Source organism: Motilimonas eburnea, assembly GCF_021295345.1.
In the GTDB taxonomy this organism is placed as follows: Bacteria; Pseudomonadota; Gammaproteobacteria; order Enterobacterales; family CBDFNC01; genus Motilimonas; species Motilimonas eburnea.
The window spans coordinates 25,712-40,974 of sequence record NZ_JAIMJB010000005.1 but is presented as its reverse complement, the minus strand read 5'-3'; the positions used below and the strand labels follow the sequence as shown (position 1 = coordinate 40,974).

General features: G+C 45.3%; 11 protein-coding genes. 8 read left to right on the top strand and 3 right to left on the bottom strand.

Annotated features, from left to right (window positions below; all coding sequences use genetic code 11):
• Window positions 1-75 precede the first annotated feature (75 nt).
• Together epd and K6Y21_RS06155 are read left to right on the top strand one after the other, a co-directional pair.
• Window positions 76-1,110: an erythrose-4-phosphate dehydrogenase gene (gene epd, locus K6Y21_RS06160; RefSeq protein WP_233071094.1), complete on the top strand. Its 1,035-nt coding sequence runs from the start codon at window positions 76-78 to the stop codon at window positions 1,108-1,110.
• A 272-nt stretch (window positions 1,111-1,382) separates the two neighbouring features.
• Entirely contained in the window at window positions 1,383-3,014 is a 1,632-nt protein-coding gene (locus K6Y21_RS06155) for a hypothetical protein (protein WP_233070906.1), read from the top strand.
• Between the two features lie 68 nt (window positions 3,015-3,082).
• Here K6Y21_RS06155 and K6Y21_RS06150 read toward each other — a convergent pair whose 3' ends face one another.
• Together K6Y21_RS06150 and K6Y21_RS06145 are read right to left on the bottom strand one after the other, a co-directional pair.
• A complete protein-coding gene (locus tag K6Y21_RS06150) occupies window positions 3,083-5,095 on the bottom strand; it encodes a methyl-accepting chemotaxis protein (protein ID WP_233070905.1) in 2,013 nt (670 codons plus the stop codon).
• An 895-nt stretch (window positions 5,096-5,990) separates the two neighbouring features.
• Window positions 5,991-6,434 (bottom strand): DUF3010 family protein, encoded by a 444-nt coding sequence (locus K6Y21_RS06145; RefSeq protein ID WP_233070904.1) that lies wholly within the window; start codon window positions 6,432-6,434, stop codon window positions 5,991-5,993.
• Window positions 6,435-7,320: 886 nt separating this feature from the next.
• Here K6Y21_RS06145 and polA point away from each other — a divergent pair.
• On the top strand, window positions 7,321-10,083 hold the full coding sequence (gene polA, locus K6Y21_RS06140; RefSeq protein ID WP_233070903.1) for a DNA polymerase I: 2,763 nt from the start codon (window positions 7,321-7,323) through the stop codon (window positions 10,081-10,083).
• A gap of 449 nt (window positions 10,084-10,532) precedes the next feature.
• Here polA and yihA read toward each other — a convergent pair whose 3' ends face one another.
• Window positions 10,533-11,183: a ribosome biogenesis GTP-binding protein YihA/YsxC gene (gene yihA / locus K6Y21_RS06135; RefSeq protein WP_349629472.1), complete on the bottom strand. Its 651-nt coding sequence runs from the start codon at window positions 11,181-11,183 to the stop codon at window positions 10,533-10,535.
• 143 nt (window positions 11,184-11,326) lie between these two features.
• Between yihA and K6Y21_RS06130 the strand changes: the two genes are divergently transcribed.
• The 5 genes from K6Y21_RS06130 (at window position 11,327) to hemN (ending at window position 15,258) form a co-directional block, all read left to right on the top strand.
• Window positions 11,327-11,950, top strand: a complete 624-nt coding sequence (locus tag K6Y21_RS06130; RefSeq protein WP_233070902.1) for a c-type cytochrome — start codon at window positions 11,327-11,329, stop codon at window positions 11,948-11,950.
• Window positions 11,951-12,074: 124 nt separating this feature from the next.
• A complete protein-coding gene (locus tag K6Y21_RS06125; RefSeq protein WP_233070901.1) occupies window positions 12,075-12,713 on the top strand; it encodes a class I SAM-dependent methyltransferase in 639 nt (212 codons plus the stop codon).
• A 3-nt stretch (window positions 12,714-12,716) separates the two neighbouring features.
• Entirely contained in the window at window positions 12,717-13,289 is a 573-nt protein-coding gene (yihI, locus tag K6Y21_RS06120; protein ID WP_233070900.1) for a Der GTPase-activating protein YihI, read from the top strand.
• Window positions 13,290-13,739: a DUF2489 domain-containing protein gene (locus K6Y21_RS06115; protein ID WP_233070899.1), complete on the top strand. Its 450-nt coding sequence runs from the start codon at window positions 13,290-13,292 to the stop codon at window positions 13,737-13,739.
• A 151-nt stretch (window positions 13,740-13,890) separates the two neighbouring features.
• Window positions 13,891-15,258, top strand: coding sequence for an oxygen-independent coproporphyrinogen III oxidase (hemN, locus tag K6Y21_RS06110; protein ID WP_233070898.1), 1,368 nt, complete (start codon window positions 13,891-13,893; stop codon window positions 15,256-15,258).
• Window positions 15,259-15,263 lie beyond the last annotated feature (5 nt).

Genomic DNA, 15,263 nt, shown 5'->3' with positions numbered 1-15,263 from the left:
ATATAGCCTAGGTTCACACTTTATACCCTAGTGTTGAGCAAAGTAGGCGTTTGGTGCCTTGGAGTGAATAAGAAAATGTTAAAAATTGCCATTAATGGATTTGGCCGTATTGGCCGCAGTGTTGTTAGGGCAATTTATGAAAATGACTACGTGGGCAAAATTCAGGTGGTTGCGATTAATGAATTGGCCACCCCGAAAGCCATGGCGCATCTGTTGCAATATGATTCCAGCCATGGTCGATTTGAGTCAGCAGTGGATTTTGATCAGCAGCACCTTTATATCGAGCAGCAACAAATTGCCATTTTCCATCAAACCGAAATCGACTTGTTGCCTTGGCATGACCTTGAAGTGGACATCGTGTTAGATTGCACCGGCAAATACGGTAGTCGCGCCGATGGTTTGCGCCATATCGCAGCCGGCGCCAGCAAGGTTCTGTTTTCTCATCCGGGCAGTGCTGATTTAGACCACACCATTATTTATGGCGTTAACCATCAAACCCTGACGCAGCAGCACCAAATCGTGTCCAATGGCTCTTGTACCACCAATTGCATCGTGCCGGTGATCCACTTGCTTAACCAAGCGTTTGGCATCGAATCAGGCACTATCACCACCATACATTCGGCGATGAACGACCAGCAAGTGATTGACGCATATCATCAAGATCTGCGCTTGGCCCGCGCCGCCAGCACTTCAATTATTCCGGTAAATACCAAACTGGCCCGCGGTATAGAGCGGATCATGCCGGAATTTGCCAATAAATTTGAAGCCATCGCGGTGCGTGTGCCGACCATCAATGTCACTGCCATGGACTTAAGTGTCAGTTTAAAAAGCCAAGTCGATGTAGCGACCGTCAATAACCTGCTAAAACAGCAAACCCAAACCTTCTATCAAGGCATCGTTGATTTTAGTGAGGCTGAGCTGGTGTCGGTAGACTTCAACCACGATCCCCATAGCGCCATTATCGATGCCACACAAACCCGAGTCAGTAATGGTAACTTATTGAAAACGCTTGTTTGGTGTGACAACGAATGGGGCTTTGCTAACCGCATGCTAGATACCGCACTGGCCATGCACTTCGCGCCGTTGGGGGAAAGGGTCAGTCAATCTTAATCATGTGCCCGAGCGTATCTGCCTGACTTAACTATTGGGTTTGCTAAGTTGTCCATGAGCGATGGGTCAAAGAATATTGGCCAGCCCTTTATTGCCCCCCGCTTGGACAAATTGAAAGTGATTGCAAGCTGGCGACTTAGTAATTATTCAAGTGATACTTTTTCATTTTTTGCGCTAGCGCTTAATCCCAATCGCCATCAAGGCAGCCATCTTTACTTTACTCGTCATGTATAATAGTTTTACTTTTTTTTCATTGAAAGTAAGGCTATATCATGAACAAATCCTGTATTGCGCTGGCTGTGCTACTGAGCTTATCTTTATCCGCCTGTGGCGGGAGCAGCTCATCAACAGATGAAAAAGCGGTTGAAGTAACACCTGTACCAACAGCTGAGCCCACAGCAGCACCAACTCCAGAGCCAACTCCAGAGTCAACTCCAGAGCCAACCGTTACGCCTACTGAAGAGCCAACGCCTGAGCCAACTGTTGCCCCGACACCCGAGCCAGTCATGACCACAATTAATGGTCAGCTTGTTGTACCTTTAACCATTACAGCGAATGCGAAATCCGCATTGATCCCAGTTAAAGCGCGTTCTCAAGCGTGTCCTGGCATTCCTGATGGTTACAGTCCATTGCAAAATGCGATTGTTGAATTGAAGGGGGCAGCAGGAGATAGTCTTGAGCCTGCAGCCACCACTGATGATTGTGGTGAATTTGAATTTGTCGTGCCAGAAACGCTCGTTGAGAATATTAGTCAAGTTGTGGCAGCAAAAGCGGGTTTCAAAAATATTATTGCCGATGTCGACAATTTTCTTGAAAGTAACGCCTCACGCATTGCATCAACCATTTCGGAGCAAGCCAGCTATGAAATCACAGGTTTGAAAAAAAGTGGTACCCAAACAATCAACTTTATCGTGACTGATAGTGAATCTAAAAAAGCTATTCTCGGTATTCAAGATTCCGCATTTACCTTTACTATTGATGGCCAAACGGTAGTTAATCCTTCTATTACAGGCTCACAAAGCACCGATAGTGATTCCGCCTCTGTTGTCATCACGCTGGATGCGAGTGGCTCTATGATCTCGAGAGTGGAAGATGAGAATGGTGACTATGTCCTCGCTCCTGATGGTAATCCTCATCGTCGTCATACACTTGCGGCGGCCGCCGCCCATCAGCTTATCGACATGACTAAAGCCAATGACCCCGCTTCCGAATTAGCTGTCATTTCGTTTGGCTCTGATGTTTACCCGTTTACCGACCAAATTCTTAATGCCGAACTGAATATGTTTGACAGTAATGGCGATAACATTACCTTAGATACCGGCCGTACGGGCAACTTTACCCAAGATGTTGCCACCCTACATACCCTAATCGACATTTACAACCGTTACTCGAGTACGTACGGAAGCTACCAAGAGCCACTGATTCAGCGCCATCCAGATCGCACCGATAATATAGATCGTATCAGCGGTTATCCGTTTAGTGGTGCAACCGCTTTCTTAGAAAGTATTGATGTGGCGATTTCAACCTTAGAAAATGTTAATCCTACTAAGCCTGCCATTGTTGCACTGACCGATGGCGGCGATAACAGTTCAAATGTCAATGTCGATCAAGTGATCACGCGAGCTCAGCAGTATAACTACCCTGTTACTGTGATTGCAGCAGGTACAGGTTTCTCTCGCTCTGATATTGTGGATATGAAACGTATCTCTAGTGAGACAGGTAGCGAATACTTTGAAGTGACCGATCTGAGTCAGCTTGGTGGTTTCCTTGCTGGGATCTCTACTCGAGTCACCTTTAACTATGACGCCAACTTGAATACGGTTTTAACATCGGGGCAAGTATTGAATGTGAGCTTGTCTGTGAATGGCAGCGAGCCTGTCAGTCGTGAAATCACATTACCATAAGTAAAGTGCCAAGCAAGGGGAGTGTTTGCTTTACCTTGCTTGGCGCCCTTCCTAACGCAGGGTTTTGGTTAGCTCGGCTCTAACGTATTGCTTACCGTGCTGGTGGCTTTAAATTTAAAGAACTGGGTGGCGGCTTCTAGCTCGCTGGCCAGTTGCGCTAGGTTACCACTGGCTTGTGAGGTTTGTGTTGCGCCTTGGCTGCTTTGTTCGGCAGCGACACCGATATTTGTAATGCTGCGGGCGACATCGGCAGTGACTTGCGATTGCTGCTCAGCAGCGACCGCCGTTTGCATGGCGTGTTCGTTGATTTGATTCATGGTCTTGGCTACTTCATGTAAGGCTAGCTGCATTTCTTTGGCCTTTTCAAACGTATGCTCAGATTGGCTGGCACTTGAGCGCATCGATGCGGAGACATGGCTGGCTTGATGGTTGAGTTCGCCAATCACCAGTTCAATATCTTTGGTCGAGGTTTGTACCTTCTTCGCCAGTTCACGTACTTCATCGGCAACCACGGCAAATCCGCGGCCTTGCTCGCCTGCTCGCGCTGCTTCGATAGCCGCATTTAAGGCAAGCAAGTTGGTTTGCTCGGCGATAGTTTGGATCACTTCAAGTACCTGACCGATTTTTTGGCTATGTAAGTTAAGGGCTTCCATTTCTGATGCTGTCGTGGTGTTAAGGTTAAGGGCATCAGACATCGAATGTAAGGTGTCATCTATGGCGGTATCAACATCATTGAGGTGACGGTTGATGTCGTTGATTTCGGATGCGGCCAAATTAGCATGGTGGTTAATTTCATTGGCTGCGGCATTCATTTCTTCCATTGCGGTGGCCATCATCTCGATCTCTTTGGTCTGCTCGGCGGCCGAGATACGCGTTTGATTCGATACAACGGAGGTTTCTTCTGCTTTTTGTGCCATCACTTGGCTAGCACTGGCTATCTTGCCTAATAGGTCCGACAAGTTTTGCTGCATCTTACCTAGGCTTGAATACACGCTGGTGTCGTGTGGATTAAATTCAAAGGGATAAGTGAGATCACCACTGGAAATATTGCTTGTCAGGTCAAGCATGTCTTTTGGCTCACCCCCCAAGGGTTGAGTAATACTTCGCGTGGTTAACCAAGCCACAGCTAAGATGATGATGCTTGAGATACCAACAATGGAGTAGGTGGTATTGGTGAGTTTAGCAACGGGCGCTAAGGCTTCTTTTTCGTCAATTTCAGCCAGCAGAGCCCATTGCACATCACCAAATTGCACTGCACCGTAGGCCGATAATACCGGGTTGTTATTGTAGTCTTGGATCAAAGCAAAGCCTTGTTGACCACTAAAGCTCGCCTTGGTTGCCTCGGTATCAACGCCGTTATTGTTGACATCGCCAGCAAACGAAGCTTGGATGTTGCGATTACTTGGGTCGAGGAAGGAATCCGATCGCATTAAGTTATCGGTTCCAACCAGGTAGGTCTCTCCAGTTTCGCCCAGCCCCTCACGCACCTGCATCATGGCATTGATTTCATCGATAGAGAGCTGCAAAGCGATCACATAAGGGGTATCAGCCAAGGTAATACGATGGGCAATAAAGGCCGCTGGCGCGTCTTTACTGGGCGCATAGGGTGAAAAGTCAACAATGTTAAACCCGGTATTCGCCAGCGCTTTTTTAAATACTTGGCCTAGGCCGGAGTCGCGATAGGGGCCGTTAAGCATGTTGGTCTGATAGTCGGGCTCTTTAGTGACGGTGTAAAATACATCACCTGCCTGATTAATAATAAAAAAATCATAATATTGCTTTTGCTCAATATACTGAGTGAACAGAGCATGATAGTTAGCGGCATACTGTTCTGCTGATTTGCTGGCATTCTCTTGTTGCAAATTCAGCAACAAACTATCCAATACATTTAGATCCCTTTGTTTTTGCTTAAAGTAGTTGTTGAGCTGGGTTTGTTTGATTTTCCACAGTCCGGACAGTTGCTCGTAGGCTTGGTCTTTTAAAGCCTTAGAAGCGATATTTTCGACAATAAGGCTGCTGAGTATCGCAGGAACTAAGCCAATAACAATAAACAACAGCGCGAGTTTGAATTTAAGTTGCATTGATTTTGGTCACCATTTAGTCATTTTGATCTAATTCTAGCCGTCGTTGACCACTCTGCAGGCTGTGCTTCGATTAATTTAGACTGATAAATATCGTTTTTATTACAAAATAATATTTCTCATTTACATTTATCTTTTGCTACTCGCCTTTCATTTCTCGTTACTATTTTGTTTAGTTGATTGTTTTGTTTGAAGGTCTCTTGAACGCGCAAAAAAATAGTGAAACCGGTTTTAATCAGTCAAAAGTATGGGTTGTGCTGTACAGTTGAATTTAAACGAAGTTTTATGTTGGTGGCGTGTACTGGGTGGCAGTCAATCCTGTTGTGAGACATTGACTATTCGTGATGGCGTTTATTGCCCCATTTTGTGGCTGCAATGTCGTTTTATGATTGCGTAAAACGAGTGCTTAGTACATTTAATATGTTGTTATTTAAGGGTATTTACTATTAATTGTCATATCTGAATGATTCTTTGGCCGTTAAGGTTAGGGTTTAACGCTATTTTTATTCTGGTTTTCCCTTATATTTATAACTGCAGGAAGCAAATGATGTTTAACAGGACGTTGAACATCGTCGTCAGACAGGATGTTTGGCAATCAAGGAAGATGTAAGGAACGCCGCAGGATGCGGTTAGGGACACCTCCAGGATGGAGAGAGAAGGCAAATCAGGATGATTTGTTAGGTTAAGGAAGACCGGGAAATGCAACCTAAGGATAGGTAGCTGTTATAGTCAAAGTGCAGGGAGCACCATACGTCATGGATTTGATGTTATGACTATCAGGGGCGATGTTGTTAAGACATCGCCCCTTTTCTTTGTTCTATACCCTATCTACCTGGATATGCTTGAAACATGCATTTTCAAATTGATTGGGTATATACCCAATCAACTTGAATGATCAATCTTCCTTGTTATACATAGCGTGTATCATATTAGCGTAAGCGGAGTTGAATGCGTGCTCTTGGAATTTTTTCAGGCCCGTTGCCGTAAAGTCGATGGCGACAGGATTACGTTTTAGTTGCTCTTTGATTTCATTGCCATTGATAAACTCAACGGTGACCCCGTCGATAAGCTGAATCGCCGCTTCTATTTTAAAACCCACGGCACCGCCAGCAAATTTTCCTTTGTGGGGTCTTGATTTGATCACTAGCTTTTCGATTTTGTAGTCTTCAACTAGCTTGGCCACGTCAAATTGAAACTTGGCGAGTTGCGCTTGATCCCTATCATCTCTCAAAATAAATTTACGCGTGCGACATTCTGGTAATTCAAATAGCCCTTTGTCGAGTGCTAATAGTGCGATAACGGCCTCGCTGCCTTGGATTTCAACGCCACAAACTCTCATTTTGATACCTCATATTTATTAACGTTGAGAGTATAACCTTAACCGCAACAAGATGCTTGTGTTGCAATGAATCGAGAAAAACAAAAATAACACTTGCAAATGATAATTAATATCATTACTATTTATCTCGTTGTCCAGATACTCGTAAAGCAAATTGCTTTTTGATACATGGCACGACATTGCTCACATTGCTTCCAGTTTACCGACTCTTTTTAGGGTCGGTTTTTTTTCGCTCAAAGAAATGTAAGTCGAGTAAAATAGTGCTTTACAATCTAAATGATATTCATTATCGTTAACTTGTTGGCGTTAATTCATTGGCATCTGGCATGGTGTAAAAAGAGTTAACGCAAGCACGACTTTGCTCACATTGCTTTTTCTCAGCATTTTGTTGAATTTGGGGGCTGCTGTTTAATTAACTTCTGTCATTCACTATCCAGTTAATCTTACAGTGGCCTCCAACTCTTTTCTTTCTCGCAACATTTCTCACCAAAATTGCCCCGCATAGTTAGTTTTTTCGGCTGTATTTCTGAGTGAATATCAAGTGTTGTAAAAAATCAACAAATCTTTTCCACAATTAAATTGAAAATAAAAAGAGGATGATACGAAATAGAATGTCTTATTTTTTGTTCTATTTCATTGGTTTACGTTTTTGTGGTTGGCATCTATTAACAAAATGTTACATTTAAGATGTTTTTGTGAACAGAGATATCCACAGGCTAGTCGATTGTTTTGATTGATCCGGCAACACTGACTTTAGGAGAGGTTGCGGGCTCGTTTTAGGTGCGGCCCAATGTGCTACACGGAGAAAAAATCCCATGATAGGCATAGAGCCGATGCGGTTGATATGGCATGCTAACGCCATTCATTCTAACGACAGATAGCTACTATGCCGCAAATACCCGAAAATCCGTTTATTCTTGTTGATGGCTCATCTTATCTCTACCGTGCTTTTTTCGCTCCTCCTCACTTAACGAACTCGGCTGGCGAGCCAACGGGGGCGGTATATGGCGTGGTCAATATGCTGCGCAGTTTGATGAATCAGTTTTCACCTAGTCATATTGCGGTGGTGTTTGATGCTAAAGGTAAAACCTTTCGTGATGAGATGTTTCCTGAATATAAGGCGCAGCGTCCATCCATGCCGGATGATTTACGGGTTCAGGTAGAGCCTTTGTATAACATTATTCGCGCCTTAGGTTTGCCGATGATTATTCATGAAGGGGTTGAGGCCGATGATGTGATTGGTACGCTAGCCAGACAAGCCAGTGCTCAGGGGATCCCTACGCTGATTAGCACTGGCGATAAGGACATGGCGCAATTAGTCGATGAGCATGTATTGCTGATCAATACCATGACTAATACCGTGCTAGATCGCGACGGCGTGGTGGAAAAATTTGGCGTCGGCCCAGAATTAATTATTGATTATCTCGCCTTGATGGGCGACAAGGTGGATAACATTCCCGGCGTGCCTGGGGTGGGCGAAAAAACCGCCATCGCCATGTTGCAAGGCATAGGTAGCATGGATGAGATCTATTCACGCTTGGATGAACTGCCTGCGCTGGGATTCCGAGGCGCTAAATCCATGCCAGAAAAAATGCGTAAGCATGAGACGGAAGCAAGAATGTCTTATACCTTGGCGACCATCAAAACCGATGTCGAGCTAAGCCAAGGCTATGATGATTTGATCGCGAAGCCAAAAGACAAAGACAAGCTGATTGAGCTTTACGGTAAAATGGAGTTCAAACGTTGGCTGGCGGAAGTATTAGACGGTTCGAGTGCGGCACCGACCAGTGTAACAGAGGAAGAGGGAGACAATGCGCCTCTGGTTAGCGGTTTAAGCAGTGCTAACTATGAAACGATTTTGACCCAAGTTCAGCTGGATGAGTGGCTAAAAAAATTACAGCAAGCCCCCTTGTTTGCCTTTGATACCGAAACCACCAGTGTAGATTATATGGTCGCGCAATTGGTGGGCTTTTCGTTTGCCGTTGCCCCAGGTGAGGCGGCCTACTTGCCTGTGGCTCATGATTATCCCGATGCGCCTGAGCAATTAGCATTGGATGATGTGTTGGCGCAATTAAAACCAATACTGGAAGATGAGACCCAAGCTAAGGTGCTCCAGAACGTAAAGTATGATGCCAGCGTATTAGCGCGCTATGACGTGCAGTTACGCGGTGCGCAGTTTGATACCATGTTGGAATCGTATGTATTTAACAGTGTGTCTAATCGTCATGACATGGACAGTTTGGCGCTTAAGTATCTTGGTCATAAAGCTATTAGCTTTGAAGATGTGGCCGGTAAAGGCGCAAAACAACTGACCTTTAACCAAGTGCCACTCGACACCGCAGCTACCTACGCCGCCGAAGACGCGGACATTACCCTGCAACTGCACCAAACCCTGTGGCCTAAGTTGACGAAAGAATCGAGTCTGGAGCCGTTATATCAGGAGATAGAACATCCTTTAGCTGGCGTCTTATCTAACATTGAACGCACAGGGGTGTTGATTGATAGCCAGTTGTTACAGGCACAAAGCCAGCAATTGGGTGAAAAAATCATTGCCCTTGAAAATAAGGCCCACGCCATCGCTGAGCAACCGTTTAACCTTGGCTCACCTAAACAGTTACAAGAAATTCTGTTTGAAAAGATGAAGTTGCCAGTGTTGAAAAAGACACCTAAAGGTGCCCCATCAACCGCAGAGGAAGTGTTACAAGAGCTGGCTTATGATTACCCATTACCGGCACTAATTTTAGAATACCGAAGCTTAAGCAAGCTGAAATCCACCTATACCGATAAGTTACCTAAAATGGTTAATCCGGCCACAGGGCGAGTGCATACTTCGTATCATCAGGCGGTCACCGCGACGGGACGGTTGTCCTCAAGCGATCCTAACTTACAGAATATCCCCATTCGCAATGAAGAAGGCCGCCGTATTCGCGAAGCCTTTATTGCCAAGCCGGGTAATAAAATTGTCGCCATCGACTACAGTCAAATTGAACTTAGGATCATGGCACATTTATCCCAAGATAAGGGCCTATTAGAGGCCTTTGCTCAAGGTAAAGATATTCACCGCGCCACCGCAGCAGAGGTGTTTTCAGTTGCCCTTGATGACGTTACTAGCGAGCAACGCCGCAGTGCTAAGGCCATTAACTTTGGTTTGATATATGGCATGAGTGCCTTCGGTTTAGCTAAGCAGCTTGGTATAGGCCGCCAAGAAGCGCAGCAATACATGGATCTGTATTTTGAACGCTACCCCGGTGTGTTGCGCTATATGGAATCGACTCGCGCCGACGCCGAGCAAGATGGCTATGTGCAAACCCTAAAAGGACGCCGCTTACATTTGCCCGACATTAAGGCACGTAATGCGATGCGTAAAAAAGCCGCCGAGCGCGCTGCGATCAACGCCCCCATGCAAGGCACCGCGGCCGATATTATCAAGTTGGCGATGATCAAGGTGGCCGATTGGATTGCGCAGCAACCTGCTGACTCAATTCAGATGATCATGCAAGTGCACGATGAACTGGTATTTGAAATCGCCGAGTCCTGCGTGGCTGACTATGTGCCACAGTTGCAAACCTTGATGGAGCAAGCCATGACCTTAGATGTGCCGTTAGTGGCAGAAGCGGGAGTGGGTGATAATTGGAATGAAGCGCACTAAAAACCGCTGCTTGCGCTACTTTGCTGGGCTGTGTTTAACAACAAAGTCGCGTGGGTATGGATTTACTGTTTTAGATCAAAAGATGTAAATAAATTACAAATTTGCACTTTATCTAAGCAAAAGCTTTGTCTATAGTTTGTCTTGTAGGGTACAGAGGGAAGGATAGTTCTAGACACTCTATCTAGAGTTTTATCTTTCAGACCTTTTATTTCACGTATTGAATAAAGCTATATTAAGCGCCTTGGCAGTTTGCCAAGGCTTTTTTTTATCTGTAATTTGGTAGACTAATATTGTGGATAGATTGAATTCAAAATACAAATTTGTTGCTTGCTAACAAACTGGAGTTAAGCTCACAAGCGCATTCAGGCCTAGTGGGAGGCGAGCTTGCTCGGCGAATAATACCTACACAAACTCAAAACCACTTACTAATCACTAGAAGCAGAGCTTGGTTATTCTGCTGCTGACTCAGCATCATCCTGCTCATTTATTTCTGCTTCATTAAAGTACCAAGTATCAAGTACAGCTCTGAGGCGATCTAAGCCGATGCCTTTAGTGGAGGAAAATGCTTCAACCGTAACATCGCCCTCAAAGGTTTTGGCTTCTTGGCGCATTTTGGTGACGGTGGTTTTACGTAAGCCTTGTTTGAGCTTGTCAGCTTTAGTCAGTAAGCACAAGACAGGAAGATTGCTATCCACCGCCCAGTAGATTAAATCTTGGTCAGAGTCCTTAAATGGGTGGCGAATATCCATTAATACCACTAAACCTTTAAGAGATTCACGTTTTTGCAAATACTCGCCGAGGGCTTTTTGCCAGTTTTTCTTCATATCCTCGGGTACTTTGGCGTAACCATAACCGGGTAAATCGATAATGCGCTTGTTTTCGGCTAGTTCAAAAACGTTAATTAACTGGGTGCGACCGGGTGTTTTACTGGTGCGAGCCAAGGTTTTTTGTCGGGTGAGGGCATTCAGTGCGCTAGACTTACCGGCATTGGAGCGACCTGCGAATGCCACTTCAATCCCCGTATCATCAGGCATTTGGCGAATATCAGGGGCACTGGTAATAAAGTGAGCCAGGTTGTAATTCATGGTTTGCTTGGTCAAAATGCGGTCTCCAGCGGGAATGTTTTACGTATTGATTACTTTTTTTTAAAATTGTGTAAAATATGCAAGTTCATAAAAATAACGATTGTAGCATGCGCGGATTCGCATGTGATCTGGAAGCTTAATAATAAAATTGGATAGCCATGAAAAACATAGCGCTAGCTCTAGTAGCAATGATCGGGTTCAGCGGTGCCGCTTTAGCACAAGGTGATGCTGCTGCAGGAGAAACGAAATCAGCAACGTGTGTTGCTTGTCACGGGGCAGATGGTAATTCACCAACTGATATGTACCCTAAACTCGCAGGCCAGCACCCAAAGTACCTAGAAAAGCAACTTAAAGAATTTAAGTTAGCGGTAGAAACGGGTGGTGAGAAAGGCCGTAATAACGCCATTATGGGTGGCATGGTTGCCGGCTTGACCGAGCAAGATATGGCGGACTTGGCTGCCTATTACGCCAGTAAAACCATGTCTCCTGCGACCACTCCGGCTGACGTTGTCGAAGCAGGTCAAAAGCTTTATATGGGTGGCGATATCGCAAGAGGCATTCCTTCTTGTACTGCCTGTCACGGCCCACGTGGTGAAGGCACTGAGCTATCTGGCTTTCCGAAAATTTCAAGCCAGTACCCTGCTTACATCAAGTCACAACTTGAACAGTTCCGCAGCGGTGAGCGTAATAATGACATGAATGGCATGATGCGTGACATAGCGAAAAAGCTAACAGACGAAGATATTGCTATCTTGTCTAAATACATTGCAGGTTTACACTAGTCTTTTTTAAGCTGCTTGGCTGGCTAAACGCCTCACCATCAGCTGACTATGAAATGGCTGCAACTGATTGACTGTACTGGCTTTATAGTTAGTACAGTCTTTTGTGTTTCTGGAGGTTGTTAATTTGGACGCGTGTCCATTATGTGGAAGTTCGCAAGTACGCTTTTTTCTTGTAGACAAAAAGCGAGATTATTTTTGCTGCCAAGATTGTGACTTACGCTTTGCCGATGCCCTGCATTTTTTGTATGGCGAGGCGGAAAAAGCCATCTACGACTGCCACATTAACGACCCGGATGATCAACGCTATCAAGCTTTTTTAAATCGCTTAGTAGCCCCCTTGTCGGCTAAGTTAGCGCCGCAATCAGTGGGATTAGATTATGGCTGTGGACCAGGGCCAACGGTGTCTCAGATGTTAGCCCAAGCGGGTCACCAAGTCGCCTTGTATGATCCTTTCTACTACCCCAATAAGGATGTACTGACAAAGCAATATGACTTTGTAACTTGTACCGAGGTAGTTGAGCATTTTTATCAACCGGCGAGGGATTGGCCGAAATTATTTGCCCTATTAAAACCCCATGGTTGGTTGGCCGTGATGACACAGCTCGCCAGTAATGATGCGCAATTTCAGCGCTGGTATTACAAAGGTGATCCGACCCATGTGAGTTTTTATAGTCAAACCACGATGAACTGGATTGCTGCGCAATTCAATTGTCACATCGCATTTTATGATGCAGACGTTATGCTGTTTCAACGTAGAGAATAAAATATGTCACGTCAGAAAAAGACACGTAAAGTGAATGCCAACGGCCCTAAATTGGGTGAGCGCATTAAGGTAAATCAAGAACAAGCTAAATTGCAAAAAAAGCAATCAAAGCGTAAGGGCTTAAAGGCGGGTAACCGGAATGCCATGGAAGCAAAGGAGGCTGTGGTTAGCCAACAAAGCGCCCCGAAAGATCCGCGCGCAGGCAGTAAAAAGCCCATTGCATTGACACCAGAGCAAGCATTGCAACAAGCACCTGTGCAGCTTGCTCAGCATCAGCCTAAGGCCAAGCTCGTTAATAGCAAGCCTAAGCCGAAACTGTCACCGGAAAAAGAATTAGCCCAATTAGAATCCGATGAGCGTTTAGCCTCGTTATTAGATAGGTTGGATGACGGTGAGCAACTAAATGCAAAAGATATGAAGTGGGTCAATCAACAAATGGCACGCCATCAAGCCTTACTTGAACAGTTAGGGCTACTTGAAGAAGACGAAACTGGTGCACCCGATGAGGATGCCATGTTTGATGCGTTTAGCAATTTAGATAACGCTTGGATGGATAACCTAGATAAGGATAAATAGATGTTGTGGTGGGTATTGGCCGGCGTCGGCCTAGTGGTCATTTTAGGGCTTTCGGTTTATGCGGGTACCTTGTTACGTCGTGTTAAAGATCAACAGCTTGCATTACAAAAGGTGATTAACAAACGTAATGCAACCTTAATGGACAGTATAAACTTGATTGCCAAGGCCATGGTGCAGGGGCAATGTAACTTATCGGAAGGCGCAATTCGCCTGACTGTTTTACTTAATGAATTAAGGCTGTCCCAACCGATCAACTTTGACGCGGAATATCCGAATCTACACGCTTTGTATCAGGTGGTTAAAGATATGCCGACCCATGAAGTGCGTAAGGAAAGAACTAAAAAAGAAATTCGTCAACTGGATGCCGAGCGCGAAAAGCATGAACAGCGCTTAGAAGCCAGCATCATAGAAGAAATGAAACAATTGCAAGACTGGCAGTTGCCGGCATAATCCCTTTCTTGGCGGTGCGTTGGCACTGCCAAGACCCCCATTTAAATTCAGCTTATCTCTGGTTTTTTGTTCTTGCTCAGCTTTGCATGGGTTTAGCTATGCCATAATTTGTCACAGAATTGCTAATAAGCTGTAACACAAGGTAAAGTCAGTGGAAAAGATAGTTTGGGATCAAGGGTTAATTGAAAAGTATAACTACAGTGGGCCAAGGTACACTTCGTACCCGACCGCGTTAGAGTTTGCTGAAAGTTTTGGTTACCAAGACTTACTGCAAGCGGCGCAACGTTATCCCGATCGCCAGCTGTCGCTATACGTGCACATCCCGTTTTGCCATAAGCTGTGCTACTACTGTGGTTGCAACAAGGTGATCACACGCCATCAACATAAAGCAGATCAATACCTGGATTACCTAGAGCGGGAGATCAAAAGCCAAGCCAAGCATTTTAAGCAGCGCAAAATCAGCCAACTGCATTGGGGTGGCGGCACCCCCACCTTCTTAAGCCCAGCACAAATTACACGTTTGATGAGCGTGTTGCGCAGTGAATTTGATTTCTTGCCTGATGCAGAGCTCAGCATTGAAGTCGATCCGCGTGAAATTGAGCTGACAACCATAGATCTTTTAGCCGAGCAGGGCTTTAATCGCTTGAGTTTAGGTATTCAAGACTTTGATAAGCAAGTGCAGCAAGCCGTTAACCGTGAACAAGATGAAGACTTTATTTTCACCTTACTGGCGCGCGCTAAGGCCCAAGGATTTCATTCTACTAACCTAGACCTCATTTATGGTTTGCCGCACCAAACCAAGGCCAGCTTTGCGCGTACCTTGGAAAAAGTGATGGAGATTGCGCCTGCTCGACTCACGACCTTTAACTATGCCCATTTGCCGAGTCGCTTTGCCGCGCAGCGCAAGTTGAAAGAAGCGGATATGCCTAGCCCGCAAGAAAAGCTGAGCATATTGCAACACACCATAGAATACCTCACCGACCAAGGTTATGTGTTCATTGGGATGGATCATTTCGCTAAACCCGATGATGAGCTGGCACGCGCTCAGGCGCAGGGGATCTTGCATCGCAACTTCCAGGGTTATACCACTCAAGGGGATACGGATTTATTGGGGTTAGGCGTCTCTTCCATCAGCCAAATTGGCGATGGCTATTCGCAAAACCAAAAAGACTTAAAAGCGTATTATCAGCAGGTTGATCAATTAGGCCATGCCCAGTGGAAAGGGGTGGCCTTAAGTGAAGATGACTTAATTCGCCGCGCCGTGATCAAGCAATTGATTTGTAACTTCCAATTATCATTTGTCGAGATAGAACAAGCATTTAATATTGATTTTAAACGCTATTTTGAGACGGATTTAGCCTTACTTAAACCTTTTGTCGATGATCAATTGGTGAGCCTTGATGGGCAAGGTATTCAAGTTGAGGCCAGAGGCATGCTGTTGATCCGCAATATCTGCATGTGTTTTGACGTCTACTTGCGTCAACGCGCTCATCAACAACAGTTTTCTCGGGTTATTTAGGCCTG

Coding starts and splice junctions, on each gene's coding strand:
- K6Y21_RS06150 (WP_233070905.1), bottom strand. CDS start 5,095: ATGCAACTTAAATTCAAACTCGCGCTGTTGTTTATTGTTATTGGCTTA.
- polA (WP_233070903.1), top strand. CDS start 7,321: ATGCCGCAAATACCCGAAAATCCGTTTATTCTTGTTGATGGCTCATCT.
- yihI (WP_233070900.1), top strand. CDS start 12,717: ATGTCACGTCAGAAAAAGACACGTAAAGTGAATGCCAACGGCCCTAAA.
- epd (WP_233071094.1), top strand. CDS start 76: ATGTTAAAAATTGCCATTAATGGATTTGGCCGTATTGGCCGCAGTGTT.
- K6Y21_RS06115 (WP_233070899.1), top strand. CDS start 13,290: ATGTTGTGGTGGGTATTGGCCGGCGTCGGCCTAGTGGTCATTTTAGGG.
- K6Y21_RS06155 (WP_233070906.1), top strand. CDS start 1,383: ATGAACAAATCCTGTATTGCGCTGGCTGTGCTACTGAGCTTATCTTTA.
- K6Y21_RS06145 (WP_233070904.1), bottom strand. CDS start 6,434: ATGAGAGTTTGTGGCGTTGAAATCCAAGGCAGCGAGGCCGTTATCGCA.
- K6Y21_RS06130 (WP_233070902.1), top strand. CDS start 11,327: ATGAAAAACATAGCGCTAGCTCTAGTAGCAATGATCGGGTTCAGCGGT.